Here is a 26,524-nt window from a genome sequence, read left to right on the forward strand (position 1 = left end):
CTTGATCTTTTGGTTACTTTTGGATCAAGCCAAAAGTAACTACAACCCTTTTAACAAGCAAAGATAAGCATCTTCCAGATTCGGTTCCACCTGTTCCGCCCCGTCATAGGGGGAGGCGGTCGAGAGGTAACGGACCCGGATGCGGTCGTCTTTCTGGATATGGTTGACGATGCGGGATTTATCCAATGCCTGTTCAAATTCCGTCTTATCTATATCGAACTGCCAGACCTTTCCGGCTGCCATGCCGACCATATCGACCGGATCGCCGAAATACTTCAGGCTACCCTTGTCGATCACCACCACCTGGCTGCACGAACTGGATATGTCTTCGATGATATGGGTGGAGAAGATCACGATGCGGTCCTTGCTAAGCTCCACCAGCAGGTTACGGAAACGGATGCGCTCGCGCGGGTCGAGTCCGGCAGTCGGTTCGTCAACCACTAAGATACGCGGCAGGTGCAGCAGGATCAGGGCGATGCCGATACGCTGTTTCATACCGCCGGAGAAAGAACCGATCTTCTCGTCCCTGCGGTCGGACATGTGGACGGCCCGGAGGACATACTCCAACCGCTCACGGCGCAGGCCGGGATCGACAAGGCCCTTCAGGATCGCCTGGTAGTCGAGAAATTCCCAGGACGACATATTTTCGTATGTCCCGAACTCCTGCGGCAGGAAACCGATCAGGCTCTGCAACTCCTCCCGGTAGACACGCGTGTCCAGTCCGTTGATCCAAATACTGCCGTAGCTCTGTTCAAGGATGCCGCAGACGATACGCATCAGGGTGGACTTGCCCGCCCCGTTCGGTCCCAAGAGGCCGAACATACCCGTACGGATCTCGAACGATACGCCCCGGAGCGCCTTGAACGGCCGGCGGCGTTTCCCGATCAGCGGAATGCCTTTCACCATGCGGAACCACGAACGGCGCAGCCCGGCGAAACGGCCTTTTACACGCTCGATATTGATTTCCTTCTCATACAGATAGCCGGAAGTCACATAGACAGCTATGCAGAACGCCCACAGCATCCCGACCGTCCCCACTAAGTTCGGATTGTCCAACCTGCGGAACAGGCCGAAGAGAATCAGCGGAGGAAGGCCCCAGAAGATGGCCCGGTTGACGTATTTCACCGCCCGGCTCCCCGCAAACCGCCCGTACAGGTATTCGCGCACCTTGCGCCACAGGTAAAGGGCAGCGGCATAGACAGCGAAGGAAAGGATAAAGATCCACAGCCTGCTGTCGACAAAGAACCAGGTGAACCAGACGCCGAAGCCTAACAGGGCGAACTGCCAGCCCAGTTCCATAAAGAACCCTCTCTCCTGCGCCAGACGCGGGATCGCAGAAGCACCGGCGGTATCTGCATAATCAGAGGAGGGATCAGGGCTGATCTTTTGCGATCCTGCGTCAGGCGCAGGAACGCGGTGCAGACGGCCGCTCCGCAACTGGCGGCTGACACGTCCCGGCCAGTCGTATATCTTCACTAAGTTGCGGACGGATATATGGATGTCCGCCTCCGGATCGATCACCTTCGAACGGGCGCGGCGGAGGCTTGCCTGCATAAAATAGGTCACGCCCGGAATACCGGCTGACAACAACACCCCGTAGACGGACTGCCACAGGAGGCTGCCGCCATACAGATAGATACAGCCCGCGCCTGCCGTAAAGAGCAAGCCGTGCAGCACCCACACTTTCGGGGACAGCCCCCTGTACCATTGCAACGTGTTTTCCAATCCCATGCAGACGGTCGGGATCAGGATCAGCGTCAGCAATGCCGAGAAGGAAAGGCCACCGATCACGGTAATGGCAAACGGCGCACCGATCGCTCCGGCATACTCCGAGTTGCCCATCGCCATCGGAAACATGGCTACGATCGTCGTAATGGAGGTAATCAGGATCGGGCGGATGCGCGACAGCCCGGCCGTCATCAACGCCCTGTTGCGGCGGTAACCGCGCCGGCGGAGGATGTTGGAATAGTCGATCAGGATAATGCCGTTGTTCACCACCACTCCCAACAGGATCAGGAACCCGACCATCACGTTCGCATTGTTCAGCAAACTGTTGCCCGTCAGCAGCAACGCCAACAGCGAACCGATCGCCGCCAGCGGGATGGAGAACAGCAGGACGAACGGCGTCGCAAAGGACTCGAACACCGAAGCCAGTATCATGAAGATCAGGATAAACGCCGCCAACAGCAGGAACTTGAAGTCGGCAAGCATGTCTTCCTCGTGGAACACCTCGACCGCCACGCCCGAAGGCAGGTTATAGCCCGACACCAACTGGTCGATATCCGACCGGTAGCCTTCGAGGAGGTCTTTCGACTCTTCGACGTCGCGCGAGAAGGAATAGAACAACTCGATCTGCTTGTCCTGGTTCACGCGGGTGATGCGGGCACGTCCGCGGCCATAGTTGACGGAGGCGATATCTTCGAGCCTGTGCAGGCCGCCGGAGGCGCTCGGTATGCGCACTTCGCGCAGGTCGTCCACCGTCTTGTCCCGGTTCTTGTCGGCCTCTTCCTCTTCTTCCGTCCGGTTCGTCCGGTTGCGGATGATGATATCGTAGGTGTCTTCCCCTACCTTGAAAGAGGTCCCGGACGAAATCTCCGGGTTTAGCGACGTGAGGCCGGAGGCTATGTTCTGGCGGGAGATATCGTAGGAGGTCAACAGGATCGGGTCGAAGCCGAGGCGGATCTCCGGTTGCCGGCGGCTGTAGGAGACACGGGTATTGCGGATGAACTCCTGCTCGTCGAGGTAATAGCGGAAGTCCTCCGCCACCCGCTGCATGAGGTCGAAGTCGGAGCCTTTGATCACGATCCGCTCCCGGTTCTCGCCGATACCCAAAAGGCGCATGAAGCCGCCCATGCCGCCCATCATATCCCCGGAACCGCTTCCACCCCTGCCCGCACCGCCTCCGGCTTCGGAAAGGGATATTTCGGCGCCGTTGATGGTGCGGAGGCGGGTTTGCACGTCGGACTTGATATCGGCGATGCTGCGCTTCCCGATCTGGCGGTAATCTTCTTTGAGGACAAGTGTCAGCTCGGCATCCGTTTCCCGGATACGGCTGATCAGGTCTTGTTTCTCCGGAAACCCGTCAAGGCGTTCCTCGATGACATGGACGACCTGGTCGGCATTCTCCAGCGTGCTGCCGGTCGGCATCGTCACATAGATACTGAAACGGTCGCTCTCCACCTCTTTCCGGTCCTGGATATTCAGGGAGATAGAGAGGATCAGGCAAAGGAACAGCAGGATGACGGCCCCGAAGATCGTCACCCCCGGATTCCGCATACAGGTCTTCAACAGCACTAAATAGATCTGTACCGGCCGCTGCGTGACAGAGACCTTCTCGTAAAAGACCGTGCCCCTCTCCGGCTTCCGCAACACCGTATAAGTAGCCATCGGGATAAAAAGGAGGGCGACGGCGAGGGAGATCAGGAGGGTCGAGATGATGGAGACGCCGATATGGTGGCCCATCAGCTTGATCAGGAAATTATCGGAAAAGACGAAGGGCAGGAAGACCGTGACCGTCGTCAGGGTGGCGGCGAGGATGGAACGCCAGACCTCGCGCGTACCTTGCGTCACGGAACGTTCGGGCGTGCCTCCGGAGGCCGAGAGGCGGTAGATGTTCTCCAAGACCACCACACTATTGTCCAGCAGCATGCCGATCGCCAGCGCCACGCCGACCAGCGTAAGGCTGTTGATCGTAATCCCTGCCCCGTAGAAGAAATTGAACGCCGTATAGACGGAGATCGGGATAGACAGGGCGATGAAGAACACCAACCGGAGGTTCTTCAGGAAAAGCCAGAGGATGACGACGGCAAGCAGGCCGCCCACGATCGCCAGGTGGATGATCTGGTCGATGTTATCCTCCATCGTCTCGGCCAGGTTGTTCTCTACCACGATCGAGAGGTCGAGCGGGGCAAGCTGCTCGTTCAGGCGGTCGATCACTTCGGCCGTACGGTGGGAGAGCCCGATCAGGTTGGCCTGCGAGTCGGCAAGCAGGGAGACGGAGACGGCATCCTTGCCGTTGACCCGGCTGTAGCTTGTCTCCTCCTTCATATCGAAGAAAACGGTGGCAATGTCTTTCAGCAGGATGGGACCGGGAGCGACGACGATGTTTTCGAGGTCGGAGACTTCGGTATAAGGCGAGTTGACATGGACGAAGTATTTCCCGTCAGGCTCGTTAGTATTGCCTACGAAAGCCTTCTCCTGCGTATTCTGCGCCAGGAGGCTGCTGATGCCGGAAGGAGTCAGGCCGAGGGCTTTGCAGGCGTCGGGATCGAGTTGCACCTCGATGGCCTTCTCGCGCCCGCCGTAGATATTGACGGAGGCGATGCCGTCGATGTTTTCCAGATCGGGCCGTATCTCTTTCTCCACTAAGTTACGGACGCGGTCCGTACCGCCCGATCCGCGTACCTGAAGCGACATGAAGCCGCCGGCAAGCATCGAGACATCGACCTTCTGCACCTGTACCGTAAAGCCTTCGGGAAGCGACGAGGCGGTCTCGTTGATCTTCTCCTGCAACTTCAGGGCGGTTATCTTGAAGTTGATATTCGGCTTGAAATCGATCTTGATGGAAGACTGGCGGCTGTCGATCCGGGACTCGATCTGCTCTACCCCGCCTATGGTTCCGATGGCTCCTTCGAGGGGGATCACGACCTCCGACTCGACATACGACGGGTCCATATCCTGCGCCGACGCGACCTGCACGAACAGCATCGGAAGCTCCGCATTCGGCAACAGTTCGACCGGCAACTGCTTGTACGACACGTAGCCCAATCCTGTCAGGGCTATGAACAGCATACAGATCGCAATCCTTCTATGTAGTAAAAAGTTCATCTTCCCCTTTTCATTTTTTCAAATACATAATATACGCACGGGATCACCACCAGGCTCATAACGGTCGAAGTCACCAACCCGCCGATCACCGCGATCGCCATAGGTGAACGGAGCGAAGCGCCTTCGCCGAAACCGAACGTCATCGGCAGGAGGGCGAGGATCGTCGTGAGCGTCGTCATCAGGATCGGGCGGATACGCTGCTGGCCGGATTCCACGATGGCATCCGTCAGTTCCATTCCTGACTGTTTCAACTGGTTGATACGGTCGACCAGGATAATCGAGTTGTTCACCGCGATGCCGACCAGCATCACGATGCCGATCACTCCCATCATGTTGATCGTCGTCCCCGTCAGGAAGAACAGCAGGATCGCTCCTACCACCGCCAACGGGATCGTCAGCAGGATCGTGAAGGGATGCAACAGCGACTCGAACTGCGAAGCAAGCACCATATAGACCAGGATCACCGAAAGAACCAAGGCGAACATCAGGCTGTTCATGGACTCCTGGCGCTTCTCTTCCTCGCCGGTGACGGTAATCGAATAGTTGGCGGGGAGGTCGATATCTTTCACGGCAAGGCGTATCTCGCCGGCAACCTTGTCGAGCGAATAGCCTGCATCGAGGTTGGCCGTCACCTTGCTGATGCGGTTCTGCCCGCGTCGGAAGATTTCTTTCGGGGCCTGCGAATGGGTGATCGTGGCGATCTCCTGCAGGCGGAACTCTTTCTCGCCGCTTCGTATGACCAGCCCGCCGAGGCCGTGCAAGGTGATATCGGGAACCTTGATCAGGATATCCCGCATCTCTCCCCGGTACTCCATCTTGCCGGATTCGAGGCCGCCGAGCTGCTGCTTCAACTGTTCGATAACGGTCGAGACGCTGACATTATGAATGCCGGCAACCGTGCGGTCGACGGAGATCGTTACCTCCGGGGCGCCGTCTTCAACGGACGACTGGACATTGTAAAGTCCCGGCAGACCGGTGATCCGTTCTTTTACTTCTTCTGTGATAGCCGCTATTTCGTCCAGTTCCTCTCCTTTTACCTCGACCACGATGGGGGCTCCTTCGCTTCCCAAAAGGGAGCTGAGGGAGTTCTCTTCCTGCTTCAGGGTGACCTCTAACCCTTCGGTATCTTCGGTAGCCTGTACGAACTGTGCCATCACCTCTTCGGGCGGGACGGGGCAGGAGGGCGAAAGGATCACTTTCATGACAGCCGTATTCTCCCCTTCGAATATATCATTCTCCGAACCGCTGCCCGATCCGACATGGCTGTAGATCGTACACAGGGAGTCTTGCGAGATGGTGTGCATCAAATCCTCCAGGTTACCGACAGCCGAAGCGGTACGCTCCAACGGAGTCCCTTCCGGCAACTTGATAACGGCAGAGAACGCCTTGCTCCCGGCTCTCGGCATAAACTCCGTACCGATAAAGGGAACCAACAACCCCGCTATCACCAGCAACATCAAAGCGCAGCCGATCACCACCCAACGGCGGCGGAGCAGCGTACGCAACAAGGGGCTGTAACCGGTAATCCGGATGCCGTTTCCCCCCCGTGTACCACCACCAGCACCACGATCCTGCCGTCCGGTAATCCGGTCATACAGCATCGGGATCACCAAGATCGCCACAAACAACGACGACACCAACGAGAACGTCACCGTCCAGGCCTGATCCTTAAACAGTTCTCCGGAAGCGCCATGCAGGTAGACAATCGGCAGGAAGACGACGATCGTCGTCAGCGTCGAGGCAATGACAGCACCGGCCACTTCGGAGGTTCCCGTTATGGCAGCTTCGCGTATCGTCATGCCCTTCTCCTGGTTACGGAAAATACTTTCGATCACCACGATCGCATTATCCACCAGCATGCCGGCTCCGAGGGCCAATCCGCCGAGCGTCATGATATTCAGCGTAAGATGATTGAAGAACATCAGGTTGAAAGTGGCAATAATGGAAATCGGGATAGCCAGGCTGACGATCAACGTCGTCCCCAGACGGCGAAGGAAGACGAACAGGATAACCACAGCGAGGATAATCCCCAAGACGGCACTGCTCTTCACCTCTCCTATCGCATTCTTGATAAAGGTTCCCTGGTTCGTGATCACCTGGAAACGGTAACCGGGCAACGCCTGCTCGATAACCGCCAACTGGCTGATCACGCCATCGACGACCTTCACCGTATTGAAACGCATCTCCTTATAAACGGACAGCCCGATACTGCGCTCGCCATTGATGCGGACAATATTTTCCGGGCGGGCATTCTCGAAGCTGACGGTAGCGACTTCGCGCAGGAAGATCGGAGCCTTGTCCGTAGACGATGCGGAAGCCGCACCGGAAGTCCCCGAAGCCGTAGCCTCGGCCGTAACCGGCTTGTAACCGACAATCAGATTCTCAAAATCGCTCTCCGTCGCAAACAGGCTCGAACTCTTGACCAGGTATTGCAGGCCCAACTCGCTGACACGACCGCCGGATATGCTTTGGTTATTCGCCTCTATCTTAGAAGACAGATCATTTATCGTCAACTTGAAGGCATCTAATTTATAAGGGTCCGTGCGGATCATTAGCGTACTGACCTCGTCACCCGACAGCGTGACATCCGCCACTCCTTCCAGACGGATCAACTCGTTACGGATATAGCTCTCCGCCACCTTCCGAAGCTCCGCCATGTCGGTAATGCTGCGGTGCGAAAGTCCGATCAGGACGACGGGGGACTGGTTCGGATCGTGCTGCGTGATCTTGAGCTCGGTGATATCCTTATTTTGGGCAAAAGGGTTCATGGCTTTCTGCAAGTCGAGAAAAGCCTCGTCCATATCTTTCTTCCAGGTGTACTCGACCGTGATGCGGGCGGAACCGGCACGGATCACGGATGATACCTGTGTCACGTCGCTCTGCCGGATCGCCATCGACTCCATGTTCTTGACAAACTGCTTCTCGATCTCCTCCGGCGGACGTTCGCCTGCCTTCAGCTCGATGAAGAGGCGGGGATTATTCAGGTCGGGCAACAGGTCGACCGCCAACTGGTCATAGGAAATCTTACCCAACAGCAGGATCGCCAGTACCAGCATCCAGATCGTAACCGGGTTGCTTACCGCAAATTTGATAATACTTTTCATTTCTGAACCTTTACCTTTGCATTCTCTTTTAATGTCTCGAAACCTTTCACCACTAAGTTATCGTTCTCTTTCAGCCCTTCCAGTACCTGGATGTTCTTGTCGTCTTCCAGCCCGGTCTTGAGCTCGCGGAGCAGAGCAGTGTTCTTCTCGACGATATAAACGTATTTGACACGACGGTTGGACTGGATCACATCTTTCGGTATGATGATGGCACTGTCCGCCTTGTTCACCACGATATCAGCTTTGACGAACATACCGGGACGAAGTTTCAAGCCGTCATTCTGTATCAGTATCTTCCCTTTGAAGGTACGGGTTTCGGAACTGATGGCGGGCGACAGTTCGCTGATCACTCCCCGGATCGTATCTTCGGGCAACGTATAATGGGTGATATAGACCGGCTGATCCGCTTTCACATACCCGATAGCACTTTCCGGCAGGTTGATATCCATGTACATACGGGCATAGTCCATGATGCCGACTACCGGTTTCCCCTGTTCGATACGGACATCGGACGTGTAATGGGGCAAGTCCACGATCACACCGTCGAAAGGTGCTTTGACATTCATCTTCTCTAAATTGAGCTTACCGTTCTCGTAGTCGTAGCGGGCGTTCGTCACTTTCACTTCCGTGTTACGCATTTCGCTAAGCGTCACACCGCCTTTCTCATACAGGGCTTTCTGCTTCACCTGTTCCTGCTCGGCTATTTCGAGGCTCAACTCTTTGGCGTCGATAGCGATGCCGTTTTCGTATTCCCGGTCTTCGAGGCGGACGATCAGTTGTCCTTTGGAGACGATATCCCCTAATTTAAAGGGCTTGCCTGTACGGGGATTGGTTTGCAGTTTATACAGGCCGCTCATTTCGGAATTGAGCGTTACCCCGTAGGTAGGCTGTGCCGTCCCGGTCGTATTGACCAACTTGCTGATAGAGCCTTTCTTCAATTCCGTCACCGACACGGGTGTAGCAATATCGTTCTGCGTACTCTGCGGCTGATTATTGCAACCGGTCGCCAACAGGACAAACAATAAGAGAGATGTGATTGTATATTTCATATTCATACTACTTTTTCGTTACTAAATCTTCCATCGGGACAATGGGCACGTCGTGCTCGAAGTCGTAGAGGGAAAGTATCTTGAGGTTCAACAATTCGATCTTATAATTGATAAGCGCCTGCGTATAGGCGATCTTTTTATTCGAAAGCTGGGTTTGGAACTGGTTCATATCCATACCGGTGATATCGCCCTCCCGGTAACGGGTCAGGTTCAGGTCGTAGGTACGCTGCGCATTTGCGACGTTCTGCTCGGCTATCTTGATCTGCGAAAGCAGGTTCTCCAGGCTGCGCCAGGTCTGGCGGATGTTCAGTTCGATGTTGACTTTGTCTTCATGGAACTCCAGTTGGTTGATCTTCCGGGCTACTTCCTGCGCCTTGACACGGGCTTTCTTCTCTCCCCAGTCGAAGATCGGGACACTGAAGCTGATGGCGACACGCGGGTTCTGTGTCGGGTTATTATAAATCTTTTCCAGATGTCGGTTATCGCCGATCAGGCCGAAGGAGAGAGCAATATCCCCCTTGAACTCGTTCAGAGCCTTCGTCTTGATCATATCGAAAGCCAGTTCTTTGCTCTCGATCTCACGCTGACGCAGTTCCAGGCGCGATTCGAGGCCATGCTGTATCGCCTTTTCCAGATTCACTTCCACCGGCTTGATCTGTACTTCGGCAAAGACCATGATGTCCTCGTTCAGGTCCATCCCCAACGTCTGCTTCAACTGGTCTTTCGAGTTTTCGAGCGACACCTGCTGTTCTTCCAGGGAAGAGCGTGCGGAGGCGAGATTCACTTCCGCCTGGAACAGCTCATCGCGGGCAGCCAGGTCGGCTTCCACCTTATTCTTGATAATCTCGTAGCTTTGCTGTGCATTGGTCAGTTCCTCCCTGGTAATGGCCAGTTGGCTTTGTGCCATATAGACGGAATAGAACTGCTGGGTAATATCCTTTTCCGTACTCAACCTTTGCAGGGCGTAGCTGATGTTGGCATTCTCATAATCATATTCGATCTGTTGCAGTTCCATCTTACGCTTGTTATAAGTAAAGATGGGTTGCGAGAGTTGCAGGTAGAGGTCGTTGCTGAATGCCTTGTTACTGGTCTTCGTACCGTCGATATTGGAGTTGTTATCCTGCCAGCCGAAACGGTTGATCAACGAGAGGACACCATCCGTCCACAAGATCGGCTGGTCCACCTGGAACGTTCCGGTCGTACTGAACCGCTCGTTCGTGTACCACTGAGACAGGCGGTTGTCGAAACTGCGGCTCTTGCTGTAATCCACCGGATTGAGGTTCAACGAGAACTTCGACTTCAAGGAAGCCCGCTGCGCAACCAGGTTCTGCTGATAACGTTCCAGGTTCATGTGGGAACGGCGCAGGGAAGGGCTATGCTCTTCCGCTATATCCATCGCCTTCTCGATCGTCAGCGAGATTTGTCCCTGCGACGGGGCAGACAGCCCCAGGCAGACGGCAGCCGTCAGCATTATCTTTTTCATGGATAGTAACTCTCTTCGTATCATGTATCTAATTCTATTAATATCGTTTTACTATTTTGACCGCATCGGCCGTCACGCTCCGTAGCTTGCACTCGTTCGTCAGGGTGATCCGGACCGTATCGGAACTGAAGTAGTAGGCGCCTATGGGTTCCCAACCTTCATTCGCTCTTTTCAGGTCTATATAAGCATCTTCGTTTTCCTCGTCATACTCTACCTTAAAGTGATATTCCCCGTCGGCCTGTTTATTATATTTCAGCTCATTGTCTTTGGAAACATAATAGTAGACGTCGTATTGCCCGGCAGAAGGAACCGGAACTTTCCAGGTTGCCGTCTGGTTGCCGTTGCCACTCTTGATCACATAGGCGGACCGGATATAGCGGCCATAGTAGGCGGCATTCGTCGTAGCCGTCCACTGCAACGGGGCACGCCAGGGAGAGACACCGGCATACTTGAAAGAGGTATCTTCGACCTTGTCGAGCCACTTGGGCAGAAGCCCGACGACAGCCGGTTCGGACAGGGAGAAAAGAGGATCTTCATTATCCACGATCACCTCCCCTTCCGCTTCGGGAGAAAAGTCCGCAACGATGAAATCGCCTTCGGCATCGACCGCCCTCTCCCGCTCTTCCCGGATGTTGGTGACAGGCAGGTTCAGGACATTCGGCAGGTTGCCGGCTATCAGCGTATTCACATCCACCTGGCGAGGCACTTCCTCCCAGACCGTTACCAACAGCTTGGTCTGGCGGGCGGCAAGAGGCAGTTTACGGCTCGTACGCGGATCGATATCCGGCCCATAGCCTCCGGCCTGTATATCGAGTTGAAGCATACCGTCGTGATCGGAATTATTGCTGACTAATTGCTTCAGCACAAAGCTCTCCTGTCCCTTGTTCGTGATCTTGGTCACTTCAGGCTGACCGATCGTATAGAAAGGAAGAGGCGTCGGACAATCCCACCCGGAAATACCCGCACGGATATCGGACCCGCTGATCATCCCCAACGTATCCAACAGGTTCTCGAAACGCATATTACGAAACTCGTTCCGTTCCAACAGGGCATACAGGGAATCCCGGAACAGGCTCACCCCCATATTCACTTCGGCAGGAGCAAACAGGCAATACCCTTTCAGGCTGATCGTGTTATTCAGCAAATCGCGGTGTTCCACATCGGACAAAAGCTCCTTAAACGAATGTTGCTCCATCAGCAGGTTCGCTTTCTCGTTATTGCTGATCCCGTTTATCTCGCGCTCCCATCCGTTATTATCGGATTTCTTTTGCAGGTAAAGTTCGACCAGCCGGTTCGTAACAGGCCATTCGGAAGAATAGATATTATACCGGAAGTTATAGAGTTCGGGAAACAGGAAATACGGATTGCTCTGAGAAGAGATATTGAACTTGCCGCGGCTGCCGGAAGAGAAATTATAGCTACCTTCCGTCTGCGAGAAAATCCACAGGAAACTGTTCATCACCCGAATCTCCGCCTCCTCCTCGCTGATCTCACGCCCTCCCCGCTTCGACCACTTCAACTGGTTTTTCTTCTGCTTGACAAAGTCCATCTGATTGAACATGCAGCCCAGTTCGGGGAAAAGAACCATTTCCGGCTGCACCACTTCCTGCGCCTGCGACCAGGGACGGACATAGCTGTAGAACTGTGCCGGAACCTCCACCACTGAAAAACGGTCGAACGGATAACTCAACTTATACGTGCGTTCGAGATTCTCCCGCAGGTTGCGGATCAACCCCGGAATCGTATCGCGGATCGAATCGAAGGCCGCCTCGTAATAATCGTGCCCTTTTATATGCCAGACACTATAGAGCGTACTGTCGCTTTCTACGCTCTTCTGTTCATATTTCCCGATAATCAGGGAGATGGACTGATAGGGATTGTTCGCCGACTGCGAAATAGAAACCAGTCCGGGAAGCGGCTTCACATCCAGTCGAAAGCGGCTGAAATAGGCCTGTTGCCAGTCGGGACTCTTGTCGCTATACCCCGTACCGGGGCGCGGATACCAATAGGTTTCGGGTGTAAACAGCACATAATCGGGAGTCTGGAAACTATATTTCTTATCGAGCTTGAGCATTTCCTTGTCATACGGTTGCTGCAAGACCTCCGCCGGAATGTCCAGATAGCAGAAATCATCCTTTATCCGCCCCTCGTAGCAGACCGAAAGCGAAACGGTGTCCCCCTCGGCTATCTTCCTTCCGAAATCCACCGTTAAAATCTGTTCCTCCCGCTTAAAGTCCAACGGCTTCTCACCTTCCTTCACCTCCTCGACCCTCAATCCGGGATTCAGGCAAAAGGTAAATACTTCCGACGCAGCGAGCGCCGTCCCCTTCATCCCGACAACGGAACGGATCGTTTCGACCTTCTGCTCCACCGAAATATCGTACCGGTCGATCACCATCTTCGGCTCATGGACATATTTATTATTGATACTTGTGTACAAAGCACGCACCTCCCCTTCCCTCAGAATCGAACGCACATGCCGGAAGCCCGCCGTACATGCCAGCAAGAACATGCAGAGCGAAAGGAACAGCCACGGATAATGGCTCCTTTTAGCATTCGGCAACCGCCTGAACAGAAAGATCGTAAAGAAGATGAATCCCAGTCCGGCAAAGAAATAAATCGCCCGGTGGTTCAAGATCAGCTCCAGGTTGCTGAACCCGACGATCGTCGATTTGAACAACGGCAGGTTATACACCATATAATCGAACAGGTAGTAGAACTTATCCTGTATATAAAACAAGGTCAGCCCGATATACCCTAACAAAAGGATAAAAGTGAGCGCCTGGTTCTTCAACAGCAACATCAGGAAAATAGAAAGCCCGATGATAAAGATCAAAGTAGGAATACTGATCAGGAAGAAATAAACCAGATAAGCCGGCAAGTCGACCGCCACGCCCGATGCCATAAAGTTGAAAGCCAGCACAATCGCCAATATCAGCAGGTTCAGGAGCAGGAAGACCCTGAGGTTTCCCCATATCTTCCCGACCACATACTCGGCATTACTGAGAGGCCGGACATAAAAAACCTCGGAAGTATCGAGCTTCTTGTCCCGTTTCAGAAATTCGGACGAAAGAAAGACAGCGACCACCGCCTGCCCTGTGTTCAACAGCAACAAGATCAGATAAGGTATATTGGATGGAACCGCTTTCCCGAACCAAAAACCTCCGGAATCTTCGGCCAACAACAAGCTAAAGCTGAGAACACCTAAAATAAACGCGGCAAGCAGGGTGAAGAGACGGAAGAACCAACTTCTCACCAATATCTTGCTTTCGTATTTGGCTACGGATCGTATGTTCGTGATAAATGACATAGGCAAGCGATCTCTTTTAATCGTTTCTCCAACGGTTCAACTTGTTTTCCATATAGTAGACATAGGCATGTTCCAGGTTCGGCGGATAGGATTCCGCGTCATATCCCTGCACCTCATCTGCCACCACCTGCACTTCCCAACCCGTACCGGACGGGATCGTCGAGATAACCGGGTACAGTTTATCCACCTCATGCAGTTCGTCGCCGGTCACCCGTATGCGCCATACCTTCCCCTCCGCCTGCCTCAACATATCCTGCGGGGAACCGTAGAACGAGACTTCCCCCTTATTCATAAGCGCCATACAGTTGCACGTACTCGATATATCGCCCACGATATGGGTCGAAAGGATGATTGTCACGTCGTTTTCACTGACTTCCGACAGGAGGTTGCGGAAACGGATTCGCTCTTCGGGATCGAGCCCTGTCGTAGGTTCGTCCACGATAATCACTTTCGGATGATGGATCAACGCCTGCGCAATCCCCAAACGACGCTTCATCCCTCCCGACAGCTTGTTGGCATACCGGTCGCGCACATCGAAAAGCCCTACGTTTTCCAACATCTCATCCACCGCATTCTTTCGCAAAGACTTACGGTTCATACCGGAAAGACGCGCAGCGTAGTCTAAAAACTCATACGTTTTATATTTGGCAAAAAACCGGAAATCCTGTGGCAGATACCCCAATATGCCCCGTATCTCCTTGCGTTGCCGCATCAGGTCGTATCCGCAGATATCCACCTCGCCCGAAGTCGGTTCCATAAGAGCCACTAAAATACGCATCAAAGTAGATTTACCCGCCCCGTTCGGTCCTAAAAGTCCGAACATACCAGTCGGTATTTCCAGATTGACATCTTTCAGCGCATGGTTTCCATTCGGATACACTTTATTGAGATTTCTTATCGATATGCTCATCAACAGGTAAATTCTGATTCATATAAATAGCGAGGCTAAAGATAGGAGTTATAATATAAAAAAAGGCACGGATCACGCGGATTTCACAGTTTTAAATCAAATTAAACCGTGTAATCCGTGAAATCCGTGCCTCAAAATAAATAAAACTATGTAAATCTATCGATTAATAGTTCTGTTTCATCGGTTCGAAATAAGCCTGCGGGTGAGCGCATGCCGGACATTTCATCGGAGCCTTCTTGCCTTCGAATACGAAACCGCAGTTACGGCACTGCCATAAGATAGCTTCGTCTTTTTCGAATACCTTGTTTGCTTCCACGTTAGCCAAAAGCTTGCGATAACGTCTTTCGTGTTCAGCTTCCACCTTTGCGATCATGCGGAAAACGACAGCGATTTCCTTGAAACCTTCTTCGTCTGCGATATCAGCAAAAGCCGGATAAAGATCAGCCCATTCTTCGTTTTCGCCGGCAGCAGCAGCCGCCAGGTTTTCAGCAGTTGTTCCGATCACGCCTGCAGGATAAGCAGCTGTGATTTCAACCATACCGCCTTCGAGGAATTTGAAGAAACGTTTAGCATGTTCCTTTTCCTGTTCAGCTGTTTCCATAAACACGCCTGCAATTTGTTCGTAACCTTCTTTTTTAGCTACACTTGCAAAAAATGTGTAACGACTTCTTGCCTGAGATTCCCCGGCAAACGATTTCAGCAGATTCTGCTCGGTACGAGTACCCTTAATACTTTTTTCCATAACGCTAATTTATGTATATATAAAATGAGTTTGTCTAATCGCCCTGAATAAATAACGCTCAAAGGTAGGAAAATGTTCGCCAAATCGTAAATTTACATATACAAAATATTTTTATGCATCGATAGATAATATTTATAAAGACAAGATTTATCAATACCCGTTGACGAAATTAAAAATGTTTTGCCAAAAGAAAAATCGCATCATAATGACTTATTGCCGGATATATATCAAATACAATAGTAGCCATAACATCCCTATCTGTTCATGTTTATGATACCGGCATCCGTATCTGCATTGTTCAACTTTTTATTCCCGGCTTTATGCTTCCGCCCGAAAGAGAAGTTATAAGCAAAACGAATAGTTAATAATTGTCCTGATTCTTTTATATACTCCCAAGAAGTTACTGGTGCATCCTTACTCAATCGTTCATACCCTTGACGGAAATTATTGGTAAAAGGAAACATCATGGCAACACCAAGCTGAAGGTTGTTTTTCATCCAAAAAAGCCCCAATGCTGACATATCTGTCCCCTTTAGTATAGTTTCACCATATAAACTGCTTTTATATCGTCTGTATTGTCCGATAAGCGAGAAGTTTCGATAAGTAAGCGACGCATTAATATTGAAATAAAAATCATCAAATGTATGATCATAATTCCAACCCCTGCTCAGATATTTAGAATAACCGAAACCGGCATTAATAGACAAGAATCGCCTTAATGATCCAATAGTCAATCCATTTACACCCAAATTCAGATCTACATCGAACTGCTGGTAATAATCCTGATTATTTTCAGTCAAAATGACTTTATTGCCTTTAATGAACACTTCTTCCATAATGGGATTCTTTGAGTATTGATGGTTCAAATTCAAATATCCCCGGAAGACACCTTTGGAATAAGAATAATTCAAGTTATTCTTAAATACCTTATACGTTTTCAAATTAGGGTTACCTCGTACGATCTGGATCGTATCCAACAATACTTCGACATCCGTCAAAGATGAAAGTGACGGAATCGACGGATTCATCTGGAACGAATAGCGTAAAAAACTATTCTTATGAGGCTGCCATCCCAATTTTACTGTCGGAGTAAATATCCAATACGTATTATCCACCTCCCCTTCTTTAAACCAACTACGATTCACCCCAACACCTGCCGAATAAGAAAACTTCTTCACCTTTCCTACAACTTCGGCAAAGCCATACGTTTCAGATTGCATCATATCTGATAAAGTACTTGTCGTTCCGGAATAGGTATTCTCCGTCTTCATCTGGGAATGTTTTAACCCGGCACTAAAATTCAGTTTCTCGAATGCACGTGTATAAATACCTTCTCCGATAAATGAATATTTTTTACCATCAATATCAGTCAGAATATTACTAAAAGGATTATTAGGATCTACATATTCCAAATAAGTACGTTCACTGTTCGTAGACATCAAAGTTCCCACAACATTAAATTCGAGTGTTTGCTTCTTTGGTAGATTATATAGAAAATATAAGTCCAAAGAAGGTGTATAAGAATTTTCTTCCTGCAAAATACGGGAATAGATAAAATTTTCTGTATTACTCCCATCATATAATTTATTGTGAAGATTATTATAAGGGACATTTTTTAATGTATTACGGAAAATAGCATTAAAAACATACTTATCAGGATTATATAAATTGTACGACAGATTTATATCGTTCGTAAAGTTTTTCGATTTATCATCCAGACCTTCCTGTATACGTTTAATAGTTTTATCTGCAAAATGATATTCTTCCTCCACTTCTTTATAATGATGCCTATAACCTCGATTTCGGTTTACAACACTTAACCCCCATTCGGAACGACGGTTATTAAATTTCGCAGCCAGAAAATTTTCCCCCCAAAGACGATAAGGAGCATCTGTTCCCTGTAAAGAGACATATCCCCCGGTTTCCCGACGACGAGTCACTATATTAACTACTGCTCCCAAACCCGGTTCACCATAACGACTCCCTGGATCTTCAATAAATTCGATACGAAGCACATCTTTCGGCATAATAGTAGCAAGTTCGTTTGCAGAAACCTTGATGCCGTTTATTCGTGTTTGAATAGACCCCCCATTACTAACCTCCATTGTCTTCATAATAGGATTTACATAGAGACGCGGGATATTCAAATTATTCATCAAATCATATGCATCTGCAGAAATATCTACAGCCGATTTAATCGGTAATATGACCTGCCTGTCCACCCGGTTAATGATATTGGAAGCTGTCACTTCCACATTTCCAAGTTCAACAGACGATTCTCCGATCATAATATCGCCCAAATCTATTGTTCCGGAAAGATTGTTTACTGCTATCGAAACAGTTTCATACCCGATGAACGATGCAGAAACTATATAACTACCCTTTTCCAACTTATCCAATTGAAAAGTCCCTTTTATATCTGTCGCACAGCCACCTACAAAAGAAGAATCAACCGTCGACAATGAAATAGAAACTGCCTCAACAGGCAACAACTTTTCATTTTGAATCTCTACGACACGTCCTTTTATCTTACTATGTTGAGCTTGTACATTCAAACAGAGTTCTAAAAAGATAAATATGCATAAATATATTTTCATAAGATATAATATTAATTTCCACTACATTTAGGACACATAGTATCCGGATAATACCACTTATCTTCTCCATGTTTTTTCAGAATTTCCCTATAGCAAACCTGTTTAACAGATCTACATTTTTGAAAAACTTCACATGTAGAATACAAAGATTCATGAGGTATATTTTTCTGATTGACATAAGCTTTCTAAAACAATTTTAGCTCCGGATTCATCTGCATGCCCTAAAAATCCGATTGACATAGTCAATACCAATGTTACCATCACGCGTGTAGTCCATGTCATAATTTTTTTGTTTGCTCTCATAATATCTTCAATTTTTAATGATTAATTCATGCCGTAAAGTTACCCGTATAGACTATGAAAAACAAGCAAAAGATCTGTACTAAAGGTGGACACACATGTACAAAACAGAATCGGTAATATGTTAATAGATAACACATTACCGATTCTTCAAAAACAAAAGAGGTGGACACTTGCTTTAATATCCCTGTAACCACATATCCAACGACTCTTTTTCATCTAAATCCAAATCCATCCGCTCTTTCATCCGCTGTTTACGCTTCGTCACGGAAGCTGGGGAAATTCCAGTCAAAGTAGCAATCGTACTATTATTCAAATGAAGCTTTATCAGGCAACAAATTTGAAGATCACTTTCAGTTAATGATAAGAATTGTTCGCGTAAACGAACTGTATAATTATCATACAAGATATCAACCGCTTCAATAATACCTTCCCATTCACCTTGCGTTTTGATATATTTTGGAGACAAGCGAAGTTCTTTCAATAGGGTTGTCTGTTTTATCAATTGGTCACATAAGAACTTCTCACGGTCTCGCAAACAAATATTTTCTTTTGAGAGTTTTTTATAATCCTCAAGTTCACTGTCTTTTTGTTGTAACGATTGCGTGAACTTATCGATATTTTCCTGCAATGACTTATTGGCTTCCTGCAAGCTATTGTTCTGGTTGTGCAGACTTTCTATTTCAGACGATTGTTCCTTAATCGAATCTTCCAAACCGGTATGATTAGATATTTCACCGGATAATTCTTCTATGCGTTCCTCATTTTTACGAATTGTCATACCATTTTCATTTAGCTGCTTAGTATATTGACGTAATAAAGCCTTATCTTCTTGAATCGTGCGCTCCCTTGTCAACAAACGCCGTTGATAGATATAAACAAGTACTACTATAACCAAAAGCAATAAGGATAAGATCAAAAGGCTACTCTTCAACAGTTGACTTTTTTCCAACTCCAAAGTAATCTTTTCGTTTTTCAATTTTTCATGATCATATTTTGCTTGAATTTCAGCAACTATATGACTACGGTTGATCTGATCCACAGAGTCACGGCATTGCCAATAATTTTCATTATACTCGATTGCCTTTTCATAGTTATGCATATCCTTCTGTATAAAATACAAATATTGATAAGCACTCCTCTTCGTATACATATTATTTGTAACAAGAACCTTATTCAAATAGAAAGATGCCGAATCATATTTATTCAAATATCTATACGTATCTCCTAACACTAAATAAGTTTGAAGTATTGTTCTTTTATTATCCAACTTCTCATTTTCAGCTCTTTTTAAAAAGGTAAGAGCCATTTCATATTTTCCTATGGCCCGATAAATCCCTCCCAGTTCACTTAAAGCTGCTCCCAAACTTTTTTTATCATTTACTTGCTCTGAAACATCGATTGCTTGCTTATAAGATAATATAGATTTATCCCATTGTTCCATATTTCCATATATTCTTCCCAAATGGATTAAAGAAAAAGCAATATAAAAGCTATCCTGGGATTGTTCTGCCAATTCATATGCTTCCTGAAAAGCCAATAATCCTTCCTGATTAAGACCCCGATAAGCATAAATCATCCCCAAATTAGAATGTATCAAATATCCTAATCTGTAATCCTCCGTCTTCTTCATCTCATCTGCCGCACGCAAATAAAACTCCGTTGCTTTCTCGACTTCGCCCAAATCTTCATTTACACGTCCTTTATAATTCAACACCAAAGCTTTTCGATTCGGATCTTCCTGTTTCATAAAGTAATCATACGCTACATTGATCAAAGAATCGGATGTATGTTTTATATAGTTTTTATCCCGTGCTTGCACCAGTAATAAACTCCAGGTTGCATTCTGCAATTTATTGGAGGATGAAGGAGGATTCATATTTTCCAACAAGGATAAGGCACTGTCAGGATGGTCATACATCAAAGACTCCGCACGGGTTAATTCCGGCAAAAGTTCTGTTGTTTGGCGGTTGGTACAAGCCAACAGATAAACTAAAAACAACAGCAATAATATATTTAAGGCGTTTTTCATGTATATAGACTTTGTTTGCAAATATAACAAATTTTCAATGAATACATCCGAATCCATTTCAGAAGGATCTGTTTCGAACGTTTTTGCTGACATACATATTTCTGTTTTCAAATCTTTCAGGCGAAAGATTATCTATTTTCAGAGCTCTTCCCCAAATCATCTAAATGATTTTTCAAATGATCCGGATGTTTTTCCAAAAACATTTAGATATTTCAGGCAAACCAACGGGATGAATCCGGAAAATCATTTAGATGATTTTTCCGGAAGAGCCGAAACAAAGGAAAAAAGGGAGTAGGAAAGAGTTGAAAAAGGCATTTGAAAGCTATTTTAACACCTCACAAGTCTGATCAGAAAGGTATTTGGCGATTGACATTTTGACGGGAATATAGCCTTCCGATCGACACTACAATCTGTTTTTCGACCATCATTCCGCTTTTCAGCCTGCCAAAAATAGATATCGAAGCAATTCCGAAAACAAAATGACAATCGTATCTTCCGTTTCCTTAGCTTATTTGTAATCACTCCGGCCACAGACACATACAGGCAAACCTGAAGATAGCTAATCCGACATTTTGTCAATATCTGACATACGTCACACAATCTCCCACTCATCCATACTCCGGGTTCGGGAATCGAAATTTATTCCGATTCTAATCAACTTGCGTCCATCGTCTTCACTCCTTCTTGTCTTATTGTCTATTTTTACAAAATACCCGTTGGTCCAAATCGAAATACTACCCCATAAAAATGAGATTTCTATCCCATATTTTTCGATTTATTATTGAGGGTAATATTTATTAATAATCTTACATATACTATAACATTGATTATCAACAAAATGGAAAAACATCTCTTTTGAGGGGGTTATTGTAGTTTTTTTAAAATAAAAGCCGAACATCTACAGAGGTAAAATCTTTTTCCATTCAGGGCGACCGCACCAAAAGTTCAAGGCTTGCCTTATGCCGCAGATTCTCTTTTGAGTCTGCTTCAGCAGACGGATAGATGATTGTTCAATAGATGAAAGGGACTGAAGTCCACAGAGGAAGAGGCTTTGCCTCTAAATCTCTTAAACCGTCTGCTGAAGCAGACGGCAAAAGAGAAGCTGAGGGGGCTTTGGGGATTGCTGATACTGATAGCTATATTTGTATAAGAGGCGGTATCGGCAATCCCAAGAGAAAGCTGCACTTTCTAAGAAAGGCCTAAGCGGACGGGCGTCAAGCGGAGGGTGAAGGCGAAGCGGCAGGAGCCTGAGCTGTTTGAGCGAAGCGAGTTTCGCAGGCGACAGCGGAGCCTTTGCCCGGAGTAGACCGGAAGGAAATATTTTGGTTGCCCTGTTTTCTATTTTAAGAATATATTATATAATCCACTTTCTTTGTACCTTTGCAGCATTTTTTAATAATCAGGCAGAAAGATGAAGAACAAGTTTGATTTTCAGCCCAAGTTGGTATCGGCGCTGAAAAACTACTCTAAGGAGAAATTTATGACCGACCTGATGGCCGGTATTATTGTCGGGATCGTAGCATTGCCACTGGCTATTGCTTTCGGTATCGCTTCGGGGGTAAGCCCGGAAAAAGGATTGATCACAGCCATTATCGGCGGGTTCATCGTATCGCTATTAGGCGGTAACAACGTGCAGATCGGAGGACCGACAGGTGCGTTTATCGTAATCGTATATGGCATTATCCAGAATTTCGGGATCGAAGGGCTGGCCATCGCCACCGTGGTCGCGGGTATTATCTTAGTGATCATGGGGGCATTGAAATTAGGGACGGTTATCAAGTTTATCCCCTACCCGATTGTCGTCGGTTTCACCAGCGGTATCGCCCTGACGATTTTTACCACACAGATGAAAGACCTTTTCGGCTTGACGATGGATAAGGTTCCGGCGGATTTTATCTCCAAATGGATCGCCTATTTCGAACATTTCGACACGGTGAACCTATGGTCGCTATTGATCGGACTCGCCAGTATCGTGATCATCGCCGTCACACCGAAGTTTTCGAAGAAAATCCCCGGTTCGCTGATCGCTATTATCCTGATGACAGTCGTTGTCTACATCATGCGTTATCATTTAGGGATCACGGGGATCGAGACAATCGGAGACCGTTTCACCATCAACGCCTCCCTGCCCGGACCGGAAGCTATCAGCTTCAATATGGAGACGATCAACCTCTTGCTTCCTTCCGCCTTTACTATCGCGATGTTAGGAGCGATCGAATCGTTGCTGTCCGCCACCGTGGCAGATGGCGTGACGGGCGACAAGCATAATTCGAACACCGAACTGATTGCACAAGGTGCAGCCAATATCATCGTGCCTATCTTCGGCGGTATTCCCGTGACCGGGGCGATTGCCCGTACGATGACCAACATCAACAATGGCGGGCGTACTCCGGTGGCCGGCATCATCCATGCGATCGTGTTGTTGCTGATTTTGCTCTTTTTAGGCCCGTTGACCAAACATATCCCGATGGCTTGCCTGGCAGGTGTGTTGATTATCGTTTCTTATAATATGAGCGAGTGGCGTACGTTCCGTTCGCTGATGAAGAATCCGAAAAGCGACGTGTCGGTGTTGTTAGTGACTTTTTTCCTGACGGTTATATTCGACTTGACGATCGCGATCGAAGTCGGATTGCTTATCGCCATGTTCCTCTTTATGAAACGTGTGGCCGAAACGACTCATGTGTCGGTAGTAAAAGATGAGATCGACCTTTCGGACGATGGTGAAATCCACCATGACGAGGAAGTCCTTTCCCTCCCTAAAGGTGTGGAAGTATATGAAATCGACGGCCCGTTCTTCTTCGGGGTGGCCAGCAAGTTCGACGATATCATGCACAATATGGGAGATAAACCGAAAATCCGTATCATCCGCATGCGTAAGGTTCCGTTTATGGACTCGACCGGATTGCATAACCTGGAGAACCTCTTCCGCATGTCACAAGCCGAACATATCCACATGATCCTTTCGGGTGTGAACGAACATGTACGCCGCGTACTTGTTAAATCGGGTTTCGACAAAAAGATCGGAACGGAAAATATTTGCAGCAATATAAATGAGGCAGTAGCAAAAGCGCGCGAAGCGACTACATAAACACGATGTGAAGGAAACGGTCGCCCGATTTATATTTATCCTGCTTTGCTTCAAATATGAATTCTTTAGCGATCGTTTCCACATCTTCAAAACTAAATCCATTTTCCGGCTGGCTCCAATACCAGAGTTGCGGCACGTTCTGCTTGCTATTCGGTGATTCCATTGTTTTATATATTTACTTTATTTATTAGACACAGAATTTGAAAAAACCCCTATCCGAATCAAAAATAAATATTACATTTGTCACCACATCAAATGATAAAACCTATGAACAAGAAGGTTCTCTTTCCGCTGATAAGCCTGCTCCTGTTACTGGCAGGAACGACTTTGCCTGAATCCGCCTACGCACAAATCAGTGAAGGCGGAACACCCGTCTCCTTTCAATACCAGAATACTCTGAAAAGCGATCTGCCAACCATACAGATCCCCGTCGACTTCAGCGTAGAAGACATGAAAACAGTCGATGCCTGGCAGGTCAGCCAGGGGGCGCCGCTGAAAGTAGGAACCCTTATCGATACAGACCTTACAACAGATAATTCCGGTAACTGGATCACTTTACCGGATGGCAATAAAATATGGCAATTACGGATACAGGCAAAGGATGCTATCGCTTTGATGGTAAGCTTCAAAGATTTTTATATACCTGAAAACGGCAAATTGTTTATTTATAATGCGGATAAAACCCAAGTGATAGGTGCTTTTACCTATCAGACTAATCCGTCGACAAAAGAATATGCAACGGAGTTTCTGGCCGGTGATGAGATCATCCTCGAATATGAAGCCGGCAATCAGGCAAATGAACAACCCCGCATTTCGATAGACGCGATCGGATACGGATATAACCATCTGTATATTTCACGCACAAAAGCCGATATCGGTCCGGGTGCTTCCGGATCTTGCATGGTAAATATAAACTGTGAAGAAGGAGATGCCTGGCAAACAGAAAAAAATGGTGTTTGCCTGATGACTTTGATCATTGGAAAGTATATCTATTACTGTTCGGGATCGTTAGTCAACAATACGGCAGAAGATCTGAAACCTTATATTCTTTCAGCTTATCACTGTATAGATCTGGATGAAACTGTCACTCAGCAAGATTTGAACAAATATGTTTTCTATTTTCATTTTGAACGTACAAGCTGCGAAAATACATCGGCAGCCGCTTCCTATAGAACGATGACAGGTTGTAAAAAAGTAGCCGGAATACCATTGGACGGCGGATCGGATGGCTTACTACTCCTATTAAATCAAAATATTCCGGAAAATTATGATGTCTACTACAATGGTTGGGACAGAAGCAACACGGCTGCCAAATCAGGTGTAGGCATTCATCATCCGGCAGGAGATTATATGAAAATATCAACATTCAACAAAGAGGTGACTACCGGAACCTGGTATGGCATCGATAGTGTAATCGGAGCGACAAGAGCACACTGGAACGTTATATTCGAACAAACAGCCAACGGACATAGCGTGACTGAGGGCGGTTCATCCGGTTCTCCGCTTTTCAACCAAAATAAATTGATTGTCGGAACACTTAGCGGAGCCATTTCCTCATGTGAAAAACCAAACCAGTCCAATACATACGGTAAATTGTATTATCACTGGGATCAGTACAGTAAAGCCGATACAGCCCGCATGGACGTTTACCTCGACCCGGACAAAACAGGTGTTACCCAATTGTCCGGCCGTTACGCCATTGGCCGCAAAGCAGCGCCTACCGACCTGATTCTTTCTTATAAGAACGGAGAAGTACAGCTAAACTGGAAAGCTCCTGCTTCGACAGCAGAGAAGCCTTCCCGATATGCAATCTATAGAAATAACACATTGTTGGATTATGTAACCTCTACCTCCTACACGGATAACGATCCGGAAACAGGAACACAGCTCTATAGCGTGTCCGCTCTTTATACAGATGGTAAAGAATCTCAGGTGACATATCAATATATTTATGTTTATGAGTTAAAAGTTCCGACAAAGGTAACCGCAACAGTCCATGACAATAATGTAACCATAAACTGGAAAGAACCTCTATACCAACAGATCATTTATTGGGGAACAGGTTCCGCTTATATGGCATTAGGTTTTGGACAACCGTTTTATTTTGGTCAAAAATGGGATCAAAATGATCTTGCTCCTTTACATAAGCATTTGATAGAATCCATCATTTTCCTGCCTATCGAAGGAACTTCTTATTCATTACTGATTACTCAGGGTAACCGGAAATATACACAGGATTTAGATAACCTGTCTTTCGGAAAATCCAATGTGATAGAATTGAAAGATCCTTTTGTTATAGATGCTTCGAAGGAATTAATCATTGCTTTGCATTCTTCGACAAATAGAAAGGATGTTTATCCGGCTGTTACCGATGAAGGGCCTGCCATAAACGAAAAAGGAAATCTTGTATCCGTTGACGGGGAAAACTGGGAATATATATACGAACCCTCAGAAATAGAAAAAGAAAATTTTGACAATAACTTTTTGATAGCAGCAATTATCAGTTCGGAGCAAAAAGATATCCCTGCCACCAAAACAACATCGGATAATAAGGTTTTATTGAGTAAATCATCGGCTAAACCTTTATTAGCCAAAAGAACGGAAACCTATTCTTCGCTCCGGAGCACACAGGCGACAGCTTTTCCGGAAATAACGGGTTACAATATTTATCGTAATGACAGTAAAGTCGGAAACGTTTCCGGCAAATCCATTACCGAATTTACGGACAAACAAGTTCCCATAGCACGTCTTATTTATCAGGTATCTACTTTATACGGAGATAACGAAAGCAAAAAAAGCGAAGCAAGTGTGGAAGTCAGTGTGAATAATGAAAGTATACATCTTTCAGAAACAAGCATTACTCCGACTTCATTTACCGATCAGGTACAACTGACAGGAAATGAAAAAGTAAACTTGTTAGAAGTCATTTCAACCGATGGCAAAACGGTTATCAAACAAAAGAATCCGGAAGCAATTATTTACACAAGTTCGCTCTCTACCGGTATTTACTTCTTCCGTCTTCATACAGATGGAGGCATAAAGGTAATAAAGGGTATGAAAATAAATTGAGAATTTTTTATTA

General features: G+C 47.6%; 14 protein-coding genes. 3 read left to right on the forward strand and 11 right to left on the reverse strand.

All coding sequences use genetic code 11. The annotated features are described in order from the left end of the window. Nucleotides 1–39: 39 nt before the first annotated feature. From H8S65_RS09550 to H8S65_RS09595, 10 genes are all read right to left on the reverse strand, one after another. Nucleotides 40–4,827, reverse strand: a complete 4,788-nt coding sequence (locus H8S65_RS09550) for an efflux RND transporter permease subunit (RefSeq protein WP_186929763.1) — start codon at nt 4,825–4,827, stop codon at nt 40–42. Further along, on the reverse strand, nt 4,824–7,931 hold the full coding sequence (locus H8S65_RS09555) for an efflux RND transporter permease subunit (protein ID WP_186929764.1): 3,108 nt from the start codon (nt 7,929–7,931) through the stop codon (nt 4,824–4,826). The genes H8S65_RS09550 and H8S65_RS09555 overlap by 4 nt, the downstream gene beginning before the upstream one ends. Continuing rightward, complete coding sequence (locus H8S65_RS09560; RefSeq protein WP_186929765.1) at nt 7,928–8,986, reverse strand: efflux RND transporter periplasmic adaptor subunit; 1,059 nt, start codon at nt 8,984–8,986, stop codon at nt 7,928–7,930. Before H8S65_RS09560 ends, H8S65_RS09555 begins: the two co-directional genes overlap by 4 nt. A 1-nt stretch (nt 8,987) precedes the next feature. Next, on the reverse strand, nt 8,988–10,463 hold the full coding sequence (locus H8S65_RS09565; protein WP_374046315.1) for a TolC family protein: 1,476 nt from the start codon (nt 10,461–10,463) through the stop codon (nt 8,988–8,990). A 37-nt stretch (nt 10,464–10,500) separates the two neighbouring features. Next, a complete protein-coding gene (locus H8S65_RS09570; RefSeq protein WP_186929767.1) occupies nt 10,501–13,773 on the reverse strand; it encodes a golvesin C-terminal-like domain-containing protein in 3,273 nt (1,090 codons plus the stop codon). Between the two features lie 16 nt (nt 13,774–13,789). Further along, entirely contained in the window at nt 13,790–14,683 is an 894-nt protein-coding gene (locus H8S65_RS09575; protein ID WP_186929768.1) for an ABC transporter ATP-binding protein, read from the reverse strand. Nucleotides 14,684–14,846: 163 nt separating this feature from the next. Continuing rightward, nucleotides 14,847–15,425: a rubrerythrin gene (gene rbr, locus H8S65_RS09580; RefSeq protein ID WP_186929769.1), complete on the reverse strand. Its 579-nt coding sequence runs from the start codon at nt 15,423–15,425 to the stop codon at nt 14,847–14,849. 254 nt (nt 15,426–15,679) lie between these two features. Further along, nucleotides 15,680–18,022 (reverse strand): carboxypeptidase-like regulatory domain-containing protein, encoded by a 2,343-nt coding sequence (locus H8S65_RS09585; RefSeq protein ID WP_186929770.1) that lies wholly within the window; start codon nt 18,020–18,022, stop codon nt 15,680–15,682. 150 nt (nt 18,023–18,172) lie between these two features. Then, nucleotides 18,173–18,325, reverse strand: coding sequence for a hypothetical protein (locus tag H8S65_RS09590; protein ID WP_186929771.1), 153 nt, complete (start codon nt 18,323–18,325; stop codon nt 18,173–18,175). Nucleotides 18,326–18,500: 175 nt separating this feature from the next. Further along, on the reverse strand, nt 18,501–20,447 hold the full coding sequence (locus H8S65_RS09595) for a tetratricopeptide repeat protein (RefSeq protein WP_186929772.1): 1,947 nt from the start codon (nt 20,445–20,447) through the stop codon (nt 18,501–18,503). Nucleotides 20,448–21,371: 924 nt separating this feature from the next. Between H8S65_RS09595 and H8S65_RS20925 the strand changes: the two genes are divergently transcribed. Next, entirely contained in the window at nt 21,372–21,557 is a 186-nt protein-coding gene (locus H8S65_RS20925; protein WP_222616265.1) for a hypothetical protein, read from the forward strand. A gap of 208 nt (nt 21,558–21,765) precedes the next feature. Further along, nucleotides 21,766–23,442 (forward strand): SulP family inorganic anion transporter, encoded by a 1,677-nt coding sequence (locus H8S65_RS09600; protein WP_186929773.1) that lies wholly within the window; start codon nt 21,766–21,768, stop codon nt 23,440–23,442. Here the strand turns inward: H8S65_RS09600 and H8S65_RS09605 are convergent. Then, nucleotides 23,435–23,605 carry a hypothetical protein gene (locus H8S65_RS09605; RefSeq protein WP_186929774.1) on the reverse strand — a complete coding sequence of 57 codons (171 nt, stop codon included), beginning with the start codon at nt 23,603–23,605 and terminating at the stop codon, nt 23,435–23,437. The two genes, H8S65_RS09600 and H8S65_RS09605, sit on opposite strands and share 8 nt — an antisense overlap. Before the next feature lie 104 nt (nt 23,606–23,709). Here H8S65_RS09605 and H8S65_RS09610 point away from each other — a divergent pair, with 104 nt between their 5' ends. Further along, a complete protein-coding gene (locus H8S65_RS09610; RefSeq protein WP_186929775.1) occupies nt 23,710–26,511 on the forward strand; it encodes a T9SS type A sorting domain-containing protein in 2,802 nt (933 codons plus the stop codon). The last annotated feature ends 13 nt before the right edge of the window (nt 26,512–26,524 follow it).

The sequence above is a fragment of the Parabacteroides hominis genome, assembly GCF_014287585.1.
Classification (GTDB): Bacteria; Bacteroidota; Bacteroidia; order Bacteroidales; family Tannerellaceae; genus Parabacteroides; species Parabacteroides hominis.

Excerpts from the sequence above, each read along its gene's own strand:
- H8S65_RS09595 (WP_186929772.1), bottom strand. The coding sequence starts at position 20,447 with ATGTCAGCAAAAACGTTCGAAACAGATCCTTCTGAAATGGATTCGGAT.
- rbr (WP_186929769.1), bottom strand. The coding sequence starts at position 15,425 with ATGGAAAAAAGTATTAAGGGTACTCGTACCGAGCAGAATCTGCTGAAA.
- H8S65_RS09605 (WP_186929774.1), bottom strand. The coding sequence starts at position 23,605 with ATGGAATCACCGAATAGCAAGCAGAACGTGCCGCAACTCTGGTATTGG.
- H8S65_RS09585 (WP_186929770.1), bottom strand. The coding sequence starts at position 18,022 with ATGAAAATATATTTATGCATATTTATCTTTTTAGAACTCTGTTTGAAT.
- H8S65_RS09570 (WP_186929767.1), bottom strand. The coding sequence starts at position 13,773 with ATGTCATTTATCACGAACATACGATCCGTAGCCAAATACGAAAGCAAG.
- H8S65_RS09555 (WP_186929764.1), bottom strand. The coding sequence starts at position 7,931 with ATGAAAAGTATTATCAAATTTGCGGTAAGCAACCCGGTTACGATCTGG.
- H8S65_RS09565 (WP_374046315.1), bottom strand. The coding sequence starts at position 10,463 with ATGAAAAAGATAATGCTGACGGCTGCCGTCTGCCTGGGGCTGTCTGCC.
- H8S65_RS09575 (WP_186929768.1), bottom strand. The coding sequence starts at position 14,683 with ATGAGCATATCGATAAGAAATCTCAATAAAGTGTATCCGAATGGAAAC.
- H8S65_RS09600 (WP_186929773.1), top strand. The coding sequence starts at position 21,766 with ATGAAGAACAAGTTTGATTTTCAGCCCAAGTTGGTATCGGCGCTGAAA.
- H8S65_RS09560 (WP_186929765.1), bottom strand. The coding sequence starts at position 8,986 with ATGAATATGAAATATACAATCACATCTCTCTTATTGTTTGTCCTGTTG.
- H8S65_RS09590 (WP_186929771.1), bottom strand. The coding sequence starts at position 18,325 with ATGAGAGCAAACAAAAAAATTATGACATGGACTACACGCGTGATGGTA.
- H8S65_RS09550 (WP_186929763.1), bottom strand. The coding sequence starts at position 4,827 with ATGAACTTTTTACTACATAGAAGGATTGCGATCTGTATGCTGTTCATA.
- H8S65_RS09610 (WP_186929775.1), top strand. The coding sequence starts at position 23,710 with ATGAACAAGAAGGTTCTCTTTCCGCTGATAAGCCTGCTCCTGTTACTG.
- H8S65_RS20925 (WP_222616265.1), top strand. The coding sequence starts at position 21,372 with ATGAAAGGGACTGAAGTCCACAGAGGAAGAGGCTTTGCCTCTAAATCT.